The sequence below is a fragment of the Micromonospora sp. NPDC000668 genome (assembly GCF_042897975.1).
Lineage (GTDB): Bacteria > Actinomycetota > Actinomycetes > Mycobacteriales > Micromonosporaceae > Micromonospora.
On the sequence record NZ_JBIAYP010000003.1, the window covers coordinates 67,978 to 82,416 of the forward strand.

15 protein-coding genes and 1 tRNA gene are annotated in these 14,439 nt (G+C 68.3%); 7 read left to right on the plus strand and 9 right to left on the minus strand.

Translation table 11 applies throughout. The features are described 5' to 3' along the window. Window positions 1–22 precede the first annotated feature (22 nt). The gene (locus ACFY29_RS16490) at window positions 23–730 is read right to left on the minus strand and encodes a hypothetical protein (protein WP_386986948.1); all 708 of its coding nucleotides are present in this window, start codon (window positions 728–730) and stop codon (window positions 23–25) included. Window positions 731–888: 158 nt separating this feature from the next. Here ACFY29_RS16490 and ACFY29_RS16495 point away from each other — a divergent pair. Next, window positions 889–964 (plus strand) — tRNA-Arg (locus ACFY29_RS16495). Between the two features lie 80 nt (window positions 965–1,044). Here the strand turns inward: ACFY29_RS16495 and ACFY29_RS16500 are convergent. Beyond that, a complete protein-coding gene (locus tag ACFY29_RS16500; protein WP_386986951.1) occupies window positions 1,045–2,043 on the minus strand; it encodes a tyrosine-type recombinase/integrase in 999 nt (332 codons plus the stop codon). Between the two features lie 559 nt (window positions 2,044–2,602). On the opposite strand from ACFY29_RS16500, the gene ACFY29_RS16505 reads away from it, so the two are divergent. Both ACFY29_RS16505 and ACFY29_RS16510 read left to right on the plus strand, forming a co-directional pair. Further along, the gene (locus ACFY29_RS16505) at window positions 2,603–3,157 is read left to right on the plus strand and encodes an RNA polymerase sigma factor (protein ID WP_386986954.1); all 555 of its coding nucleotides are present in this window, start codon (window positions 2,603–2,605) and stop codon (window positions 3,155–3,157) included. Continuing rightward, window positions 3,157–4,173 carry a CU044_5270 family protein gene (locus ACFY29_RS16510; protein ID WP_386986957.1) on the plus strand — a complete coding sequence of 339 codons (1,017 nt, stop codon included), beginning with the start codon at window positions 3,157–3,159 and terminating at the stop codon, window positions 4,171–4,173. Before ACFY29_RS16505 ends, ACFY29_RS16510 begins: the two co-directional genes overlap by 1 nt. Before the next feature lie 725 nt (window positions 4,174–4,898). Here the strand turns inward: ACFY29_RS16510 and ACFY29_RS16515 are convergent. From ACFY29_RS16515 to ACFY29_RS16525, 3 genes are all read right to left on the minus strand, one after another. Beyond that, window positions 4,899–6,119 (minus strand): Clp protease N-terminal domain-containing protein, encoded by a 1,221-nt coding sequence (locus tag ACFY29_RS16515; protein WP_386986959.1) that lies wholly within the window; start codon window positions 6,117–6,119, stop codon window positions 4,899–4,901. A gap of 632 nt (window positions 6,120–6,751) precedes the next feature. Next, window positions 6,752–7,021, minus strand: a complete 270-nt coding sequence (locus ACFY29_RS16520; protein WP_386986962.1) for a hypothetical protein — start codon at window positions 7,019–7,021, stop codon at window positions 6,752–6,754. Window positions 7,022–7,493: 472 nt separating this feature from the next. Beyond that, window positions 7,494–8,282, minus strand: coding sequence for a Stf0 family sulfotransferase (locus ACFY29_RS16525; protein WP_386986964.1), 789 nt, complete (start codon window positions 8,280–8,282; stop codon window positions 7,494–7,496). A gap of 440 nt (window positions 8,283–8,722) precedes the next feature. Between ACFY29_RS16525 and ACFY29_RS16530 the strand changes: the two genes are divergently transcribed. Together ACFY29_RS16530 and ACFY29_RS16535 are read left to right on the plus strand one after the other, a co-directional pair. Then, the gene (locus ACFY29_RS16530) at window positions 8,723–9,286 is read left to right on the plus strand and encodes a GNAT family N-acetyltransferase (protein ID WP_386986967.1); all 564 of its coding nucleotides are present in this window, start codon (window positions 8,723–8,725) and stop codon (window positions 9,284–9,286) included. Window positions 9,287–9,570: 284 nt separating this feature from the next. Further along, window positions 9,571–10,011: a DUF3592 domain-containing protein gene (locus ACFY29_RS16535; RefSeq protein WP_386986969.1), complete on the plus strand. Its 441-nt coding sequence runs from the start codon at window positions 9,571–9,573 to the stop codon at window positions 10,009–10,011. Window positions 10,012–10,120: 109 nt separating this feature from the next. On the opposite strand, the gene ACFY29_RS16540 is transcribed toward ACFY29_RS16535, so the two are convergent. Further along, window positions 10,121–10,555 carry a VOC family protein gene (locus ACFY29_RS16540; protein ID WP_386986972.1) on the minus strand — a complete coding sequence of 145 codons (435 nt, stop codon included), beginning with the start codon at window positions 10,553–10,555 and terminating at the stop codon, window positions 10,121–10,123. Continuing rightward, the gene (locus ACFY29_RS16545) at window positions 10,539–10,838 is read right to left on the minus strand and encodes a hypothetical protein (protein ID WP_386986975.1); all 300 of its coding nucleotides are present in this window, start codon (window positions 10,836–10,838) and stop codon (window positions 10,539–10,541) included. Before ACFY29_RS16545 ends, ACFY29_RS16540 begins: the two co-directional genes overlap by 17 nt. 394 nt (window positions 10,839–11,232) lie before the next feature. Here ACFY29_RS16545 and ACFY29_RS16550 point away from each other — a divergent pair, with 394 nt between their 5' ends. Then, window positions 11,233–11,457: a winged helix-turn-helix domain-containing protein gene (locus ACFY29_RS16550; RefSeq protein ID WP_355609249.1), complete on the plus strand. Its 225-nt coding sequence runs from the start codon at window positions 11,233–11,235 to the stop codon at window positions 11,455–11,457. 154 nt (window positions 11,458–11,611) lie between these two features. Beyond that, entirely contained in the window at window positions 11,612–12,460 is an 849-nt protein-coding gene (locus ACFY29_RS16555) for a septum formation family protein (protein ID WP_386986977.1), read from the plus strand. A gap of 10 nt (window positions 12,461–12,470) precedes the next feature. Here the strand turns inward: ACFY29_RS16555 and ACFY29_RS16560 are convergent, their stop codons facing one another. Together ACFY29_RS16560 and ACFY29_RS16565 are read right to left on the minus strand one after the other, a co-directional pair. Next, window positions 12,471–13,313: an MBL fold metallo-hydrolase gene (locus tag ACFY29_RS16560; RefSeq protein WP_386986979.1), complete on the minus strand. Its 843-nt coding sequence runs from the start codon at window positions 13,311–13,313 to the stop codon at window positions 12,471–12,473. A 99-nt stretch (window positions 13,314–13,412) separates the two neighbouring features. Beyond that, a complete protein-coding gene (locus ACFY29_RS16565) occupies window positions 13,413–14,429 on the minus strand; it encodes a hypothetical protein (protein ID WP_386986982.1) in 1,017 nt (338 codons plus the stop codon). Window positions 14,430–14,439: the final 10 nt, after the last annotated feature.

Sequence of the window (14,439 nt, forward strand, 5' to 3'; positions counted from 1 at the left end):
GCGAGTCGGCGCGGGTCGCGCCTCAGGCGTCGCCCGGCGTGGGCGGGAGGACGGCCCGGATCCGGTCGAAGGTCGCCACCGGGTGACCACCGACGCCAGGCAGCACCAGGCCCAGGCAGTACAGCGACACCTCCCCGGTGGCGTCGGCCTGCACGACGAAGACCGGCGCCCCGACGTACCCCGGCGGCAGCTCCGTGGTGATCCGCACGGTGTCCCCGTCGCGGACCACCCGCTCGATCGCCACCTCCAGCGGCCGCGACCCGTCCTCGCGTACCCCGTGGGCCAGCACGAAAGCGGAACTGGCGTCGGCGCCGAGGCGGGCGACCACCTCGGGGCCGGCGGCGATCCGGGCGGGCACCGGTTGGACCCGCCACGACCAGCCACCGTCGCCGGCGTACCGGTGCAGCCCGCCGGTAGGCAGCACCGCGACGCCGTCGCTTGGGAAGCGTGCCCAGCCGGGCCTGATCTCGCCCTCCACGACGGCGGCCGGGGCGACCCCGGTCGGCTCGGTCACGCTCGGCCGCAGACCCAACTCCCCACCCGGGGTACGAATGAGTTCGGCGGCCGTCAGCAGCGACTCCCCCACCGGGTCGTCGGTGCCCTGGTAGAAGAACGCGGTGCCGAAGCGATGATCGGTGTCGTCCGACGACCGGTACGGCAGGATGGCGCGGCCGACGATCTGGCACAGCTCGTAGGCGACGTCGTTCTCGGCCTCGGAGTCCAGCAGCACCAGCCGAGGGTACGGTCCAGCACCGGGTCGGTCCGTGGGAACCCGGATGCCGGCCACCCGTCCTCCGTGAGACCCTGCTCGGCAACGTGGACGCGGGCACCCTTTTCGCCGCCGGCCGGCGGGGCGGCGGTACCCTCTTGGCGCGACATCCACGCCACGCGCCCGTAGCTCAGCGGATAGAGCAGGGGACTTCTAATCCCAAGGCCGCAGGTTCGAATCCTGCCGGGCGCACCACCGTCACCGCAGGTCAAGGGCTTCCAATTCCGGTCGAGACGATCACCACGGCCCCCCGTACAGCCATTCGTACAGCCAAGTCAGCCGAAGAGGTGCTTCGCGGCCTCATCCACGGCGGCCCGCTCGATCTCGGGTAGGACGTGGGCGTAGGTGTTCATCGTCAGCCCGATCTGGCTGTGACCCAGCACTTTCATCACGGTGCGAGGCGAGGCCCCGGAGACGAGCAGGAACGTCGCGCAGGCGTGCCGCAGGTCGTGCAGCCGCAGCCAGTCGAGTCCGGCCGCCGCCCGGATCTTGTGCCACGTCCGGTCGATGTGGTCCGGGTCCATCGGCGTACCGACCTTGGACGGGAAGACCAGGCCGTGATCCTGCCACCGCTCCCCCGCCGCCAACCTGTCCGCGGCTTGCTGCCGACGGTGCGCGCGAAACAGGGCGAGAGTCTGCGCCGGCACCGGAACCGTCCGCCGAGACCGCTCCGTCTTGGGCGCAACGATCTGAAGGTGGCCCTCTGCCCGCTGGACGGTTTGCCGAACGGTCAGGGTGCCGGCGTCGAAGTCGATGTCAGACCACGCGAGTCCGAGCAGTTCTCCGCGACGAAGCCCGACCGTCAAGGCGCAGACGTACAGCGCTTCCAGGCGGTGTCCCCGCAGCACGTCGAGCAACCGCTTGGCCTCGTCCACGCCCAGGGCGCGACGCTCGACCTGCCTCATCGCAGGCGGACGGACCGACTTGGCGGCGTTGCGGTGCACCAGCTCCTCCCGCTCCGCGTCACCGAGCGAGTTCCGGATCAGCCCGTGGATGTGCCGAACCGTCGTTGCCGAGAGACCCGCGTCCGTCTTCTCGGCCAGCAGCCGGCGGATGACGGTCGGCGTCAGCTTGTCGAGCGCCAGCCGGCCAAGCGCCGGGCGGACGTGGTTCTCAATGAGCTTCCGGTAGCCCTGCAACGTCGACGGCCGTGTCCCGTCACGCTCCTTCATCCGCAACCACTCGTCCAGCCACTCCCCGACCGTCCGAGGAGCGGCGGCGAGGTTCTGCCCCTGCTCCTGGCGGCGGCGAAGGTCGACCAGCTTGCCGAGCACTTCCCGCTCCGTCTTGCCGTAGACCCACTTCCGCGACCGCTTGCCCTCGCCCCAGCCCACATCAAGGCGGCCCGCAAGCGGGCCGCGCCGGCCCGGCCCCGGCCTGCTGGCGACCTCCGGCCGGCATCGGCCGGGCCGGCCGGCCACGCTGACGGACGACCAGGACCACGAAGACCTCGGGGCTCCGCCCCGAACCCCGGCCCTCCTCAGAGATGCCGCCGCGGCTCGCCTCGCCAGGCACCACAAGGGCTACCAGCCTCCCCGGACGGGGACCAGGTCGTTCGGCCGGTAGGGCGCTCCACCTGGTCCCCGTCCGGGGAGGCTGGACGGTCTACGACTGCCCGACGAGGAGATCCGCTTGAGTCGCAGGGGACTTGAGCCGCAGGCATTGGAAGCAGACCTGAGCGTGTGGGAGCGTCGACGTTCCACCTGGCGGAGCCGTTGCAGCCGGAGGCAGCTTTATCGCGGCGTGCGGCTCTGGCAGGTGGTTGGCGGTAATCATTGGGCTGGAGATGACACAAGCCAGGGTGAACGTTCGTCAACCAGGCGGGAGTCTTGGATGGGTCCACCGGGAGAACGCAATGAGGATTGGTTCACCAGCGTCTACGCGGCCGATTACCCACACGTGGTGAAGTACGGCCAGCGTCGGCTCGGCAATCTGGACGCGGCGGCTGAACTCGCCCAGGACGTGTTCGTCGTCGCCTGGCGGCGTCGCCGCGAGGTTCCGAACCGCAGCCTGCCCTGGCTGTACGGGGTGGCCCGTCGCCTGCTGGCGAACGAGTGGCGAGCTCGGAGAGCTGCGCCGGAGGTGCTACCGATTGCCGACGCCGGCCTTCTGCAGAAGCCGGGCTCGTCCGGCGCCGACGCGACAGTGGGCGTCACCGATCTCCACGCCGCTCTAGCCACCCTCGCCGACCTCGACCAGGAGATCCTCCGGCTGGTCGGTTGGGAGGAACTGACAGTTTCCGAGGCCGCTCAGGTCCTCGGCTGTACCCGCACCACCGCTGCCGTGCGTCTGCACCGCGCCCGTAGGCGCCTCAACGAAGCCATGTCGCACCGAGTTGTACCGCCGGCGCAGCAGCCGGTGTTGGCGAGTCCTCGAAAGGCCATGTGATGTTCGGAGAAGAGCGAACGCGTACCCTCCTCGGTCCGGCTGACCCGGCCCGGCACAGCACGATCGCACCGCCCCGGCTGTCGGCACACGATCTGATCGTCCGCGCGGAGGCTGTCGCCGAGCCGGCCGCCCATCACCGCCGGGCACGCCCGACGCGCAGGCTGGTTCTGACCGCCGGGGCGCTGACCGTAGCGGTCGGCGCCGCGGCAATCGTCCAGACGTTCGGCCCGTCCAGCCCGGACACCTCGGGGATCGCCGGTCCGCCCGGGGCGGATCCGGGGGTGGTGCTCGTGCCGGTGGCGTACGGCTCTGTCACCCGTGACGCGGGGAGCGAGCTACGCGCGTTGGCGAGCAGGCTTGTCGATGCGGAGTACGACAACCGCACCGGTCGGTACATGTACCACCACACGAAGACGTGGGGCGACCCGGTGATGACGTCCGCCGACGGCCGCCACCATGTCGCTTTCGCCGACGAGACCAAGGTCTGGCAGGCGGCCGACGGGACCGGTAAGCAGGTCAGGACCCAGCTTGAGCCGCAGTATCCGGACCAGGAGTCCCGGGAGTACTGGCAGCGGAACCTCAAGTCCAAGGCTTCCGCCTCCGGAACGCCCGCGCCCGACGACATGCCGCTGCCACCGGAGGACCTCGCACCGCTGCCGTCGGGTCGAGCCCAGGTGAACGACCTGCTCAAGGTCAGGTACGGCGCGGGCGCCGTCAGCAAGGAAGTCAACACGGTGTACGGGCGATATGTCGTTCCGCGCCAGACGCGAGCTGAGATCCTGCGGGGCCTTGCCGATGTGCCCGGTTTCCTGTGGCGGGGCCAGGTGACCGATCGGGCCGGCCGCAAGGGTGTAGCCATCACCTTCGACGACCGCGAGCACAACCAGCAGTCCCTTCTGATCTTCCACCCGAACACTGGGGAACTGCTCGCCCACGAGCTGCTGACCCTCTCGCCGGTACGGATCAGCTCGTACCAGGTAATCCTCGATACCGCCTGGGCCGATCAACCCAACTGAATCGCCGGTGCCGGGGGCCACTCCTACGGGGTGGCCTCCGGCCACCTCCACGGTCGGGGCTGGGCCATCCACGGGCCACAAACCGGTGTCAACGGAGGGCATTTCAGGCCGCTCGAGGTCATGTCGACCAGGCAGAACGTAGTGCCCCGAACCGATCTTGTGCGATTCCCAAGCTGCGAGTCCGATCAGATTTTGTCTTTGAGTCGACCGTTGGTGCGATGCCGGTCTGCGTCCTGGATCCCATGACGAACGGCCACCCGAATCACTCCGTACAGGACGACCAAACCGATAACCCACATCGCCACGACCGAGACAAGGTCCTCGAGGGGCGAGCCCGACGACGACATCGCTGCGAGGGGAGACTCCAACATCATGGCTGGCACAGTAGGCAGCAGGACGCGTGTCCGCTACCCCATCAACGGCGAGCTGTACAGCCATCCGTACAGCCAAGACCACCCGCCAATACCGACGCCGCCCGACAACGGCGGACGAGCTGACCAGGGGCGAAGCCACCTGACCAGCCATCCGTGATCTTCTTCTAATCCCAAGGCCGCAGGTTCGAATCCTGCCGGGCGCACCAACATCACCCCCCAGGTCAGCGGCTTTCCGCTCCCGGTCGAAGCGATCACTACGGCCGCCGAAGTCCGTATTGAGTTGGTCAACCTTCCGTAGTCCCTCGGCGGTGTCGTTCACGAAAGGACGGCTGGTTGTTGGCCGGCCGGCGGTTACCAAGCGGCGGGTGCGGCACGAAGGTCTTGCTCGACGCGCGCTCGTAGCGCCGTCGGGTCAACGCTGAGGTCGCGCAGAATAGCGCTGCCGTCGCCGGCATCGTCCTCGATCAGCGCAAGCAAGAGGTGACTGGTACCCGTGTCGGGGTGCCGGTAGGCAAGCGAGATCTCCATGGCTCGTGCCATCGCGGTGACGACGTCGGTGCCCGTGAACGGGTCGCCTGGGCGCTGACTGCTCAGTTGCTTGGTGAGCACCTCGGCCGGCGGCTCCTCGGGCCCGCCGCGCCGCGCGGCCAGCAGGCGCAGGCGGTCGGCATCGACACCGTGGATGCGCAGGACGGCCGGACCTCGGTTGCGGCCGGAGTGATGGACGGGCACCCGGACTCGGGCCGCTTCGAGAGTGGCGTCGTGTGTGAGCACCGCGAGCAGGATGTGCAGTGGGCCGATCACGTCATGGTCGAGCCGGATTGCCTGGCGTTTCGCCTCGAACTCGACTCCGACCAGGATCGGGCCGAGGCGGCTGAGTCGAGATGCGCGCGCGAAGAACCGTCCCGCGAGTCGGTCGAGCAGCGACCCAGAGCCTGGCCAGAGCGCCAACCTTTCGTCGTCGAGGTCCGGATAGGGCTCGTCGGTCCTGCACATCGTCGGCTCGGCGCCCAACCGGTCAATGGCCGACAGCCGCGCGTACTCATAGGGGAATACATAGTGGGTCCCGTCGCAGCCGCGCAGCTGCAGCATGCCGAGCACGAGATGAGACAGGTTGGCGAACGGTACACGGTGGTCGCGCGCGGCATGCAGCGCGCCGTCCAGGGCCGTACGAACGCCATTCGTCCACGATGGGCGAGGGCGCGTGTCCTGCACGTCAGGCTTTCTGAGCCGCCTGTCCGGCCGGCGGTTGATTCTCCACTCGACCTCGCGCAGAATCGCTTGCACCTCCTGGTCGAACTCGCTGACCGACTCGGACAACAGTTCGCTGACTGTTCGCCCGGCTGGGATCCGGCGAGGATCAGCAACCATCCGCATGAGGTTCGCACCGTTTGAGCCCGCAAGCAGCCACGGCGGGACTGACTTGGCGTAAAGCGCCACCCGGCACAACAGGTCGAGGGTGCCGACGCTGCTCGCTCCGCGCCGCACCGCCGCTGAATACGCCTGCAGCAACACCCTCATCGGCATCGCGCCGAGCGCGATGAACGGTCGCTGCGCCTCGTGCGGCAGCATTGGCCCTCCATGTCCGGGACGGAATGGCGCCTCGATAACTGACTGGCGCAATGGTGCCTCGGCAACGGGATGTAGAACGCAGGCTCAGGCCGTAGAAGAGAACGCCTGCGATCGAGGCTTCCATGATCGTGAACCGTAGACGTCGACTGTCGGTGGGGCTACAGCCATTCGTACAGCCAAGACCACCCCCTCACGCCGGCGATGCCCGACGACAACAGACGTCCTGACCACGGCTGCAACAGCCTGGACAGCAATCCGCAACCCTTCTCTGATCCCAAGGCCGCAGGTTCGAATCCTGCCGGGCGCACATTCCTTACCCCACGTCAGTGGCCGCTGCGTCCCGGTCCGGTCGATCAACCACGGCCCCCGTACAGTCATTCGTACCGACAAGTCAGCCGAAGAGGTGCCTCACGGCCTCGTCCACGGCGGCCCGCTCGATCTCCGGCAGGACATGGGCGTAGGTGTTCATGGTCAGCCCGATCTGGCTGTGCCAAGCACCTTCATCACCGTTTGCGGCGAGGCCCCCGAGACGAGCAGAAACGTCGCGCAGGCATGGCGCAGGTCGTGCAGGCGCAGCCAGTCGAGGTCGGCCGCAGCCGGATCTTGTGCCAGGTCCGCTCGATGTGTCCGAGCTACAACCGGTCGGCGATGCGGCGCCTCAGTGGGTCCACCGCGTCGATTGCCTGCTCAACAGCCTCAGCCGGCCCTCGATCTGATCTCATGATCTCCTCCAGTGCCGACTCGGCGGCTGCCACGTCCTTACCGAAGGCCGAGTCGGCCAGAGCCCTGGCCGTGGCGTAGAGCAGCGCATGCACGTCGACCACGGTGGTCTGTCGGTCAAATAGCCGGTCGAACGCATCGAGGAGCGCCTCAAGGAGAGGCAGTTCATCTGCCGAGGTCATGCTTCATGATCCTATCGATCCATGGCCCACAGGCAGGAGTCTGAGGCGTGCCATTGGGCCAGGAAAGCAGGGCCGGCCGAGGCCACGAGAGACCGCCGGGACCAGGCCGCCAACCCAGTAGACGGCCGGAGATCGACAATTCCCCAAGCTGACAGTCGGTGCGACCTCTAGACCGTCGCCAGCTACGGGAGTTGGTCCTCGTCACCGAGGTTCAGCATGAACGGCGATCCGGGATGATCCGGCTGCCAGCCACGGTCAAGAGCTTGCCGTATGGCGCTGGCGACCGCGGAAGGCAGCACCGGCGAGGCTGGAGCATTCATCCAGTTGTCAGGATGAGGGGACGCCAGCCGGACGATGAGGGTGGCGCAGCCAGGTGGGTCCGCCCGCTCAACAGCAAAGCTCAGCGGCGACCAGGTCAAGCCCTGGCTGTACGTCGGCTTCCGGCGGACGAACCAGCGGTAGCCGATCCCGTCTACAACGATCGGCCTACTGCCCCGCTTCTTGAGCGCCGCCGCCACGAGTTCGTCGGCCTGGCGCTGATGGCGGGCCACGATGGTGCACCCCGCCGGCAGGGTGAGCCCGGGAAATCGAGAACGCGGTGCGTGGTGGCGACCATGTCCGTGTCGAGTTCCTCGTAACGCACGACGTGCGGTTCGATCCCCCACGAGGCGAACCACGACTCCCAGGCCGCGTTGTGCTCTTTGATCGTTTCGATGAGGTGCGTGATGCCGTCCGCGTCGAAGCGGGGTGCCTGCCCGTTGCCGGCGTCGCCGCCGATTTCTCCGTTGCCGCCGATGAACCACGTGGCCGTCTGCTCGGCGCGCAGCCAGGACACCGCTTGCGCCAGTACGTCATCCCGTCGCACGAAGACGAAGCGGGTACGGCCGAATGCCTTGTTCAGCAGGGCGATGTCGTTGCCGGCAAGATCCGGGTAGACCCGCGCGAGCTTGTCGACCACCTCGTCCAACGTGCCCCACATGAGCTTCGCGCCGAACACGCCGTTGTCTGCCCGGCCGGAGGCCAGCGCAGTCCGCACGTAGTCCGCGTAGTTGAACCCACCCTCGGCGGTGCGGCGGATCTGCCAGCGGTCGACCCACAGTGGTTCATCAGGTGAGCGGAAGTACGCCTGCGGATGACCGGCGACAGCCGTGGACTCCAACAACCCGAGCAGTTCTGAGCAGTTCTGAGCAGTTCTGAACTGCCCGTTGCGCGGGTGCCGCAGATAAGATACAAAGTCGACACGATCGGAGAGATCCCGCATGCCGCCCATAGTCGCAACCGATGCCCGACAAATTCGTGGGGTGCCCGGCCTGATGTGGTTGGTGCAGACGTGCCCGTGCTGGTGGTAGCAGGCGGGCATGACGGTTCAGATAGTCATCGAGGTTCCTACGCCTTGTTGATCGTCCGAAGTGGAAACGGTTCACTACCGAGACCGTCTACGCAATCACCGATCTGCGCGTGCACCCGCCACTGGCGCTAATCGGCATCACCTGACGGTTTTGCCGGGCTTGGACTCAGCGGGGAACGTTCGACTGAACCAGGAGCACAGCTATCCGTTGGGGCTAGTGGGCACGCAACTGATCGGATTGGTGAAGCGATGGCCGCACCGGTGTCAGCATCGAAGGCAGCATTCGTGCAGGCTGGGTCAGCTTGGAGAGATTCAGTGACCGGCCGCCGATGCCGATGCCGATGCTTCACCGAATGCGTGACCACAATGGGGGAGGAAAGTTGGCTGCAAGTTTATGTGCGGCGGAAGGATCACTGAGAATCGCCAGGCGGTGGGACGTGCATGTACTTGTTCAAACCGCCCGTCTTTGCGACTTGGCAGCCGTCAACGACCTGCACATGCGCTGCTCGCGAGAAGCCCGGCGAGCCCGTTATCACGGCCCGCGCGATGGCCTCCGACCCGTCGAATGGAGGAGGCTGACCGATCCGGAACAAGGCTCGACCGTCTTGCTCAGGGCGAACAATGATCGTGGACGTGTCATAGGCTTCGCCAGCCTGATGCACCTGCCGGATTCCGAGGCCGAGATAGCACTACTAATTGAAGACCGTTGGCAGAACCTCGGGATCGGAACGGCGGTAGTCAACCACCTCGCCTCCACCGCAAGCTCTCTGAGTATTCAGGCTCTGGCAGCCTGGATCGAACCGGGCAACGCACGGGCTTTGCGCATCATGCACGGGTTAGGCGCCAAGATCGACCTCACCGATGGCGTTGCTGAGGCGCGAATCCTGTTGCGGAGCCCCGTAGATTCGTCCGTGTGACCTGGGCAGCGCCCCGGCATAGTCGTCAGGTGAGTGCCGAGTAGTGCGAGTGGGCGGGTGCACGCGCAGGTCGGTGATCGCGCTTTGCCGGGCCCCTGTAATCGCAACCCAGGTACGCCCGCAACTGAAACGCTGCACGGGCTGACCAGTTCGACGATGGTCCGATCCCCAGCCGGGCAATAGGTTTGTGCCCCTCCAGGGAGGGTGAGCCGGTGAAGAAGCAACGGCGCGTTTCGCTCGCACCGCCTGCCAGTGGCATTCGTCCACGCAGGAAGGTGCTGCTAATGGGGCTGATCATCCTGCTGGCGGGCCTGGGTCTGGCCGGCGGTGCCCTGGCCTTCCGCTGGCACGTGTCGTCCGAGGCGGACCGGCTGCGATCTGACGGCGTACCGGTGACCGCGTATGTCTCCGACCGGGCCGGGGGTGGCGGTCGGGGCAGCGGTATCGACCGGATCGAGGTCTCCTACCTGTACGAGTCGAGGCAGTACAGCACCTGGATCCCCTGCGCCGGTGTAACCGGCTGCCACAAGACTCCCGGACCGAGGATGGCGGTCTGGGTGGACCCGGCCGACCCGGGGAAGTTCGTTGCGGAGAACGGGCACACGTCCGGCTCGCTGTCGTTCCTGATGTCGTGGACCACGATTCCGGGTGGACTGCTCTTCGCCTCGCTCGGAACCGTCCTACTCGTGTTGGTCGTCCGGTTCAAGGACGACAAGTGGAAGTAGCGACAGCCCCGGCGGACGCGACCCGCGAAGGCCTACAACAACCGAGGTAACCGGCACGGCGAAGCCTGCGACTCGCGGTCGCCGGTTGGGTGGTCCTCCTGGCGGCTTTTCAGACTGAGGTTGCGGCCACGCAGAACTCGTTGCCCTCCGGGTCGGCCATCACCACGTGGTGCTCGTCGACTTCCTCCAGGACTCTCCCGCCCGCCTTCACCAGGCGCTCCGACTCTGCCCTGATCCGTGCCCACCGCTCGTCGGGGTTGCCGTGGCCCGGCACCCGGATGTCGATGTGCAGCCGGTTCTTCGCCGTCTTGGGTTCGGGGACGTTGAGGATGGAGAGGCGGGGGCCGACGCCATCGGGATCGCACAGCCATGCAGCGTGCTCCGGGAGGTCGTCCTCCGGTAGGTCGAACTGCGCCAGCCACTCCTCCCGCGTGGCGAAGGGAGCGGGCGGCGGCTCGTCGACATAGCCCAGGGCCGTCTTCCAGAACGCCGCGAGCACCTGGGCGTCCGTGGAGTCAAGCGTCAGGTCAATGCTGGCTGCCATGCCGGGACCGTAGCCCGCACCTCTGACTTTCCCCCAAGGCGCGCCTCGCCGGAATGGCGTCGGCGCTGAGGATCTCGACGCCTGCCTCCTGCACGTAGATCTCACGCCGGTCGACCGCCTGCCCGCGCTTGTCGAGGACGTAGCCGGTCAGCCAGATCCAACCGTGGTAGGTCGGACCCAGGTTCACCGCGGAGATGCGGAGCCGGAGAGTGCGGTCGCCGGCGAACTGGACGCTGGCGGCGGCACCGATGAGTACGACGTCCCCCGTGGCCGGAACGCTCACGACGGCCAGTGGCCCCGGCTGATCGGAAGGCGGTGCCGGGTGCGGCAGGGCAGCTCCGAGCCGCATCGGCAGACCCGTCGCCAACGCGTCCAACTCCACACGGGTCGGTGCCGCCGAGCCAGCGTCAGCGCTGTGGCAAACAGGTAGTCGTCGTAGCGGATCCGGTTCATCGGCACTCCTGCGTCAAGCCCAAGGGACAGCCGTCAGGGCGACGGGATCCACGCCGCCCTGACGGGGCTGACCACCGGTTTGCCGAACCAAGGGAGCAGCCACCCACAACCTACGTCACTATCTGACGTAGGTAAACCCACCGTGCGTGATCCTCTTACATCACTTGCTGACGGAGGTTGAGCCATGGTCAGATGGCAGGGCCGAACCAAGGGAACCGGACCTCATGCCCTCTGCACCTGCCGAATATCGGCGTATCGCCGACGAGTTGACCGCGAAGATCAAGAGTGGCGATCTCGCGCCAGGGACGAAGCTGCCCAGCACGAGCGAGCTGGCCGATCAGTTCGGGGTCAGCGTCGCCACCGCCTACCGCGCGGTCTCGCTCCTGCACGACCGCGACCTGGTCGTGGGCCAACCCGGACGCGGCGTCTACGTCGCTGGCCAGAAGTAGCGGCAACCGCGCTGCCCTGGCGGCGCCGGTCCGCCCAGAAGCAGATGTCGGATCTTTCCCCCGGTGCCATATGCTGCGCGCGTCGGCACGGGGCCACGGGGAGAAACACTTGCGACGCCACACCAGGGCAGCGGTCACGGCTGCGCTCATCACGATGACGCTGGCGGGCTGCGGCACGCCGGCCGGCACGGACGGTGACCTGTCCGACGACTGGAAGCCGATGGCCCAGGCGCAGCAGTACAGCCCGAAGGCCGGCGAGTGCCACGTGATCCCCGAACCGACCGCGTACCTCGCCAGCTACGCGCCGGTGGACTGCGCGAAGACCCACCTGGTGGAGACGTTCCACGTCGGCACCTTCACCGGCGCCCTGGCGGCGCGGACCGCCCCGCCCAAGGTGGAGTCGGCGGCCATGCGCGCCGTCTTCACCGACTGTGACACCCGGGCCAAGGAGTTCGTCGGTGGCGACTGGCGCACGGCCCGACTGTCGGTGCAGGTCGCGCCCACCTCACCGGCCGGTTGGACAGGCGGCAGCCGCTGGTACCGGTGCGACATCTTCGAGCTGGACGAGGTGGACGGCGCCAACGGCGACGGCGAACGGGCGATCCACCGGGCTGGCACGCTGCGCAACGCGGTGGGTAGCCGCTCGCCGCTGACGTACGGCTGCATGAACGAGGATGAGTGGGGTCGACTTCGCCCGGCGGGCTGCACCACCGCGCACCAGTACGAGTTCGTCGGCATCTGGACCGCCCCGGACCGCTCCTACGAGGACGCCGGCCGGGACGAGGACTCGGTGCACTCGGCCTGCCGCACCGCGGTTGCCCGCTACGCCAAGGTGCCCGTCGATGCCAAGCTGCGCTATCGCACCGGCACCTCGTACCGCTTCCCCTCGCCGGAGCTGTGGGCGCGCGGTGACCGGGGGGTGCGCTGCTACTTCTGGTCCGGTGGTCCCAAGCTCACCCGGTCCATCGCCGGCGGCGGCCCGGCGGTGTTGCCGGTCAACTGAGCCGGGTTCGTCAGCTCTTGAGCGCCTGGGCGGATTTCCAGGCCACGGCACGGTTGATCCGGTCCGGGTAGCGCTCGATGATCGCCGCGTACAGTTCCTCGGCACTTCCCGTACGCTGCGCGGCGGCCTCGACCTCCTCCAGGTAGCGGCGGGTCTCCTCGACGTTGGTCAGATCGTCGTCCGCGCCGTCACGTTTGTGCCCGGCGATCACCACACACGGCCGCAACGAGTTGACCATCTTGAGGGCCGCGTACCAGCTCTGAATGCCGTCGTTGCCCGCCTCGGCGAGGTACAGGTGGACGTCGTTGTAGACCACGTCGCCTGCGACGACGAGACCGAGCGACGGTACGTGCAGCACGGTCGTCCTGTCGGTGTCGGTGTGGCCCGCCTCGACGGCGACCAACTGCTCGCCCTCAAGATCGATCGTGTTATCGGCCAACGGCTCCGCCATCGGTGGATGCTCGGCGAGCTGGTCGGGGAAACCCTTGCGCCAGACACCGTCGAGCCACTGCTCCCCGAGCTGAACGCGCATCTTCTCCACCACGCCGCGAGGTGCCACCATCCGCGCCTGAGGAAAGCGCTCCAGCACGGCTGCCGCGCCGAAGAAGTGGTCGCCGTGGCCGTGCGTGATGTAGATCGTCGTGAGGTTCCTGCCGTTCGCCGCGACCCAGTCGGCCAGGGCCCGGCCCTCGTCGACGGTCAGTAACGCGTCGACCAGGACGGCGTCGCGATCGCCGTAGATCAGCGTCGAGCTGGTGGGCGACCACAGCTCGCGGCTCTCGCCCGGCGGCAGGTTCGTCGACACGACCGGCTTGGCCGGGGCGACATAGGTTGACCAGGCCAACCGTCCCATGGTTGCTCCTCACCGCACCGGCGCGCTCCCCGACACCCAGTGCAGCAGACCACCACGGCGCTCCGGGCGGGATCGCGGAAAGAGCGAACCGGAGGTGGCTCAGCGACGCCCCAGCAGCTCGGCCAGCGCGGCGTCGCCCTGCCCGAGCTGCGACCCACCGGTCGGTGCCACGACCAGGAAGCGCAGGCAGCCGTCGAGTTCCACGTACCGGTCGGGTCCGCCGGTGCCGTCGAGCGGGCGCAGCACGGCGAAGCGGGACGCCGGGGTGGCGCACTCGGTCGCCGGCCGAGCGGCGGCCAGTTTGCCGAGTACGGCGGGCTGCCGGTCGGGCGGCAGCGGCCCGCCGTACGCGAAGTCACCGGCCGGTTTGCCGCCGCCCTGCTGCGACGCGGGCACCTGGTAGACGCAGAAGCGCAGCGGCTCCGCGTCCGGGACCGCCGGTGCGGGCGGTCCGGGCCGTCCGATCGTCGTCTCCACCCACACCATGTCCGCCCACCGCTGCTCGCAGCCGGCGGCCTCCGCCGCCGCGGATTCGACCTCCCCGACGGTACGGGTGTCCACCGTGGTCAGTCGCAGCGCGTCCAGGGCCGCCAGTACCTCGGGACGAGGCTTGCGGCATTCGTTCACCGGCAGGTACGGCCGCAGCCAGCGGCCCCGCTCGTCCAGTAGTGCCAACCAAGGCGGGATGACCATGTCGAGGGTGCAGGCGATCTCCCCGTCCGCCTGCTGGTCGGGGAGGCGCAGGGCGGCGATCAGCGGACCGATCTCCTCGGCCCGCCGCTCGGTGGCCACCTGCTCCCGACCGCCGCCGGGTCGCGGCCGGACCTCCCGGCCGCACAGCACGGCGGTGACCGGGGTGAACGCCGGGTCGATCCGCCCGATCGCCGGGTCGTCGCCGCCCGGCGCCGGCAGCTCACCGGACTGCGGGGCCGCCTCGGCGCACGAGGTCCACTTCTCGACGATCCGGGCCGGGCCGGGATCCTCCACCACCCCCGGCCCGGCGCTCCGGCCCGCACAGCCGACCAGCGCCACGCCGAGCAGCGCCACCGCCAGTACCGTCCCGCCCGAACGCACCCGGCTCACCACCTCTCCACAGGCGATGGGACGGGCGGTCACCGCCCCCGGT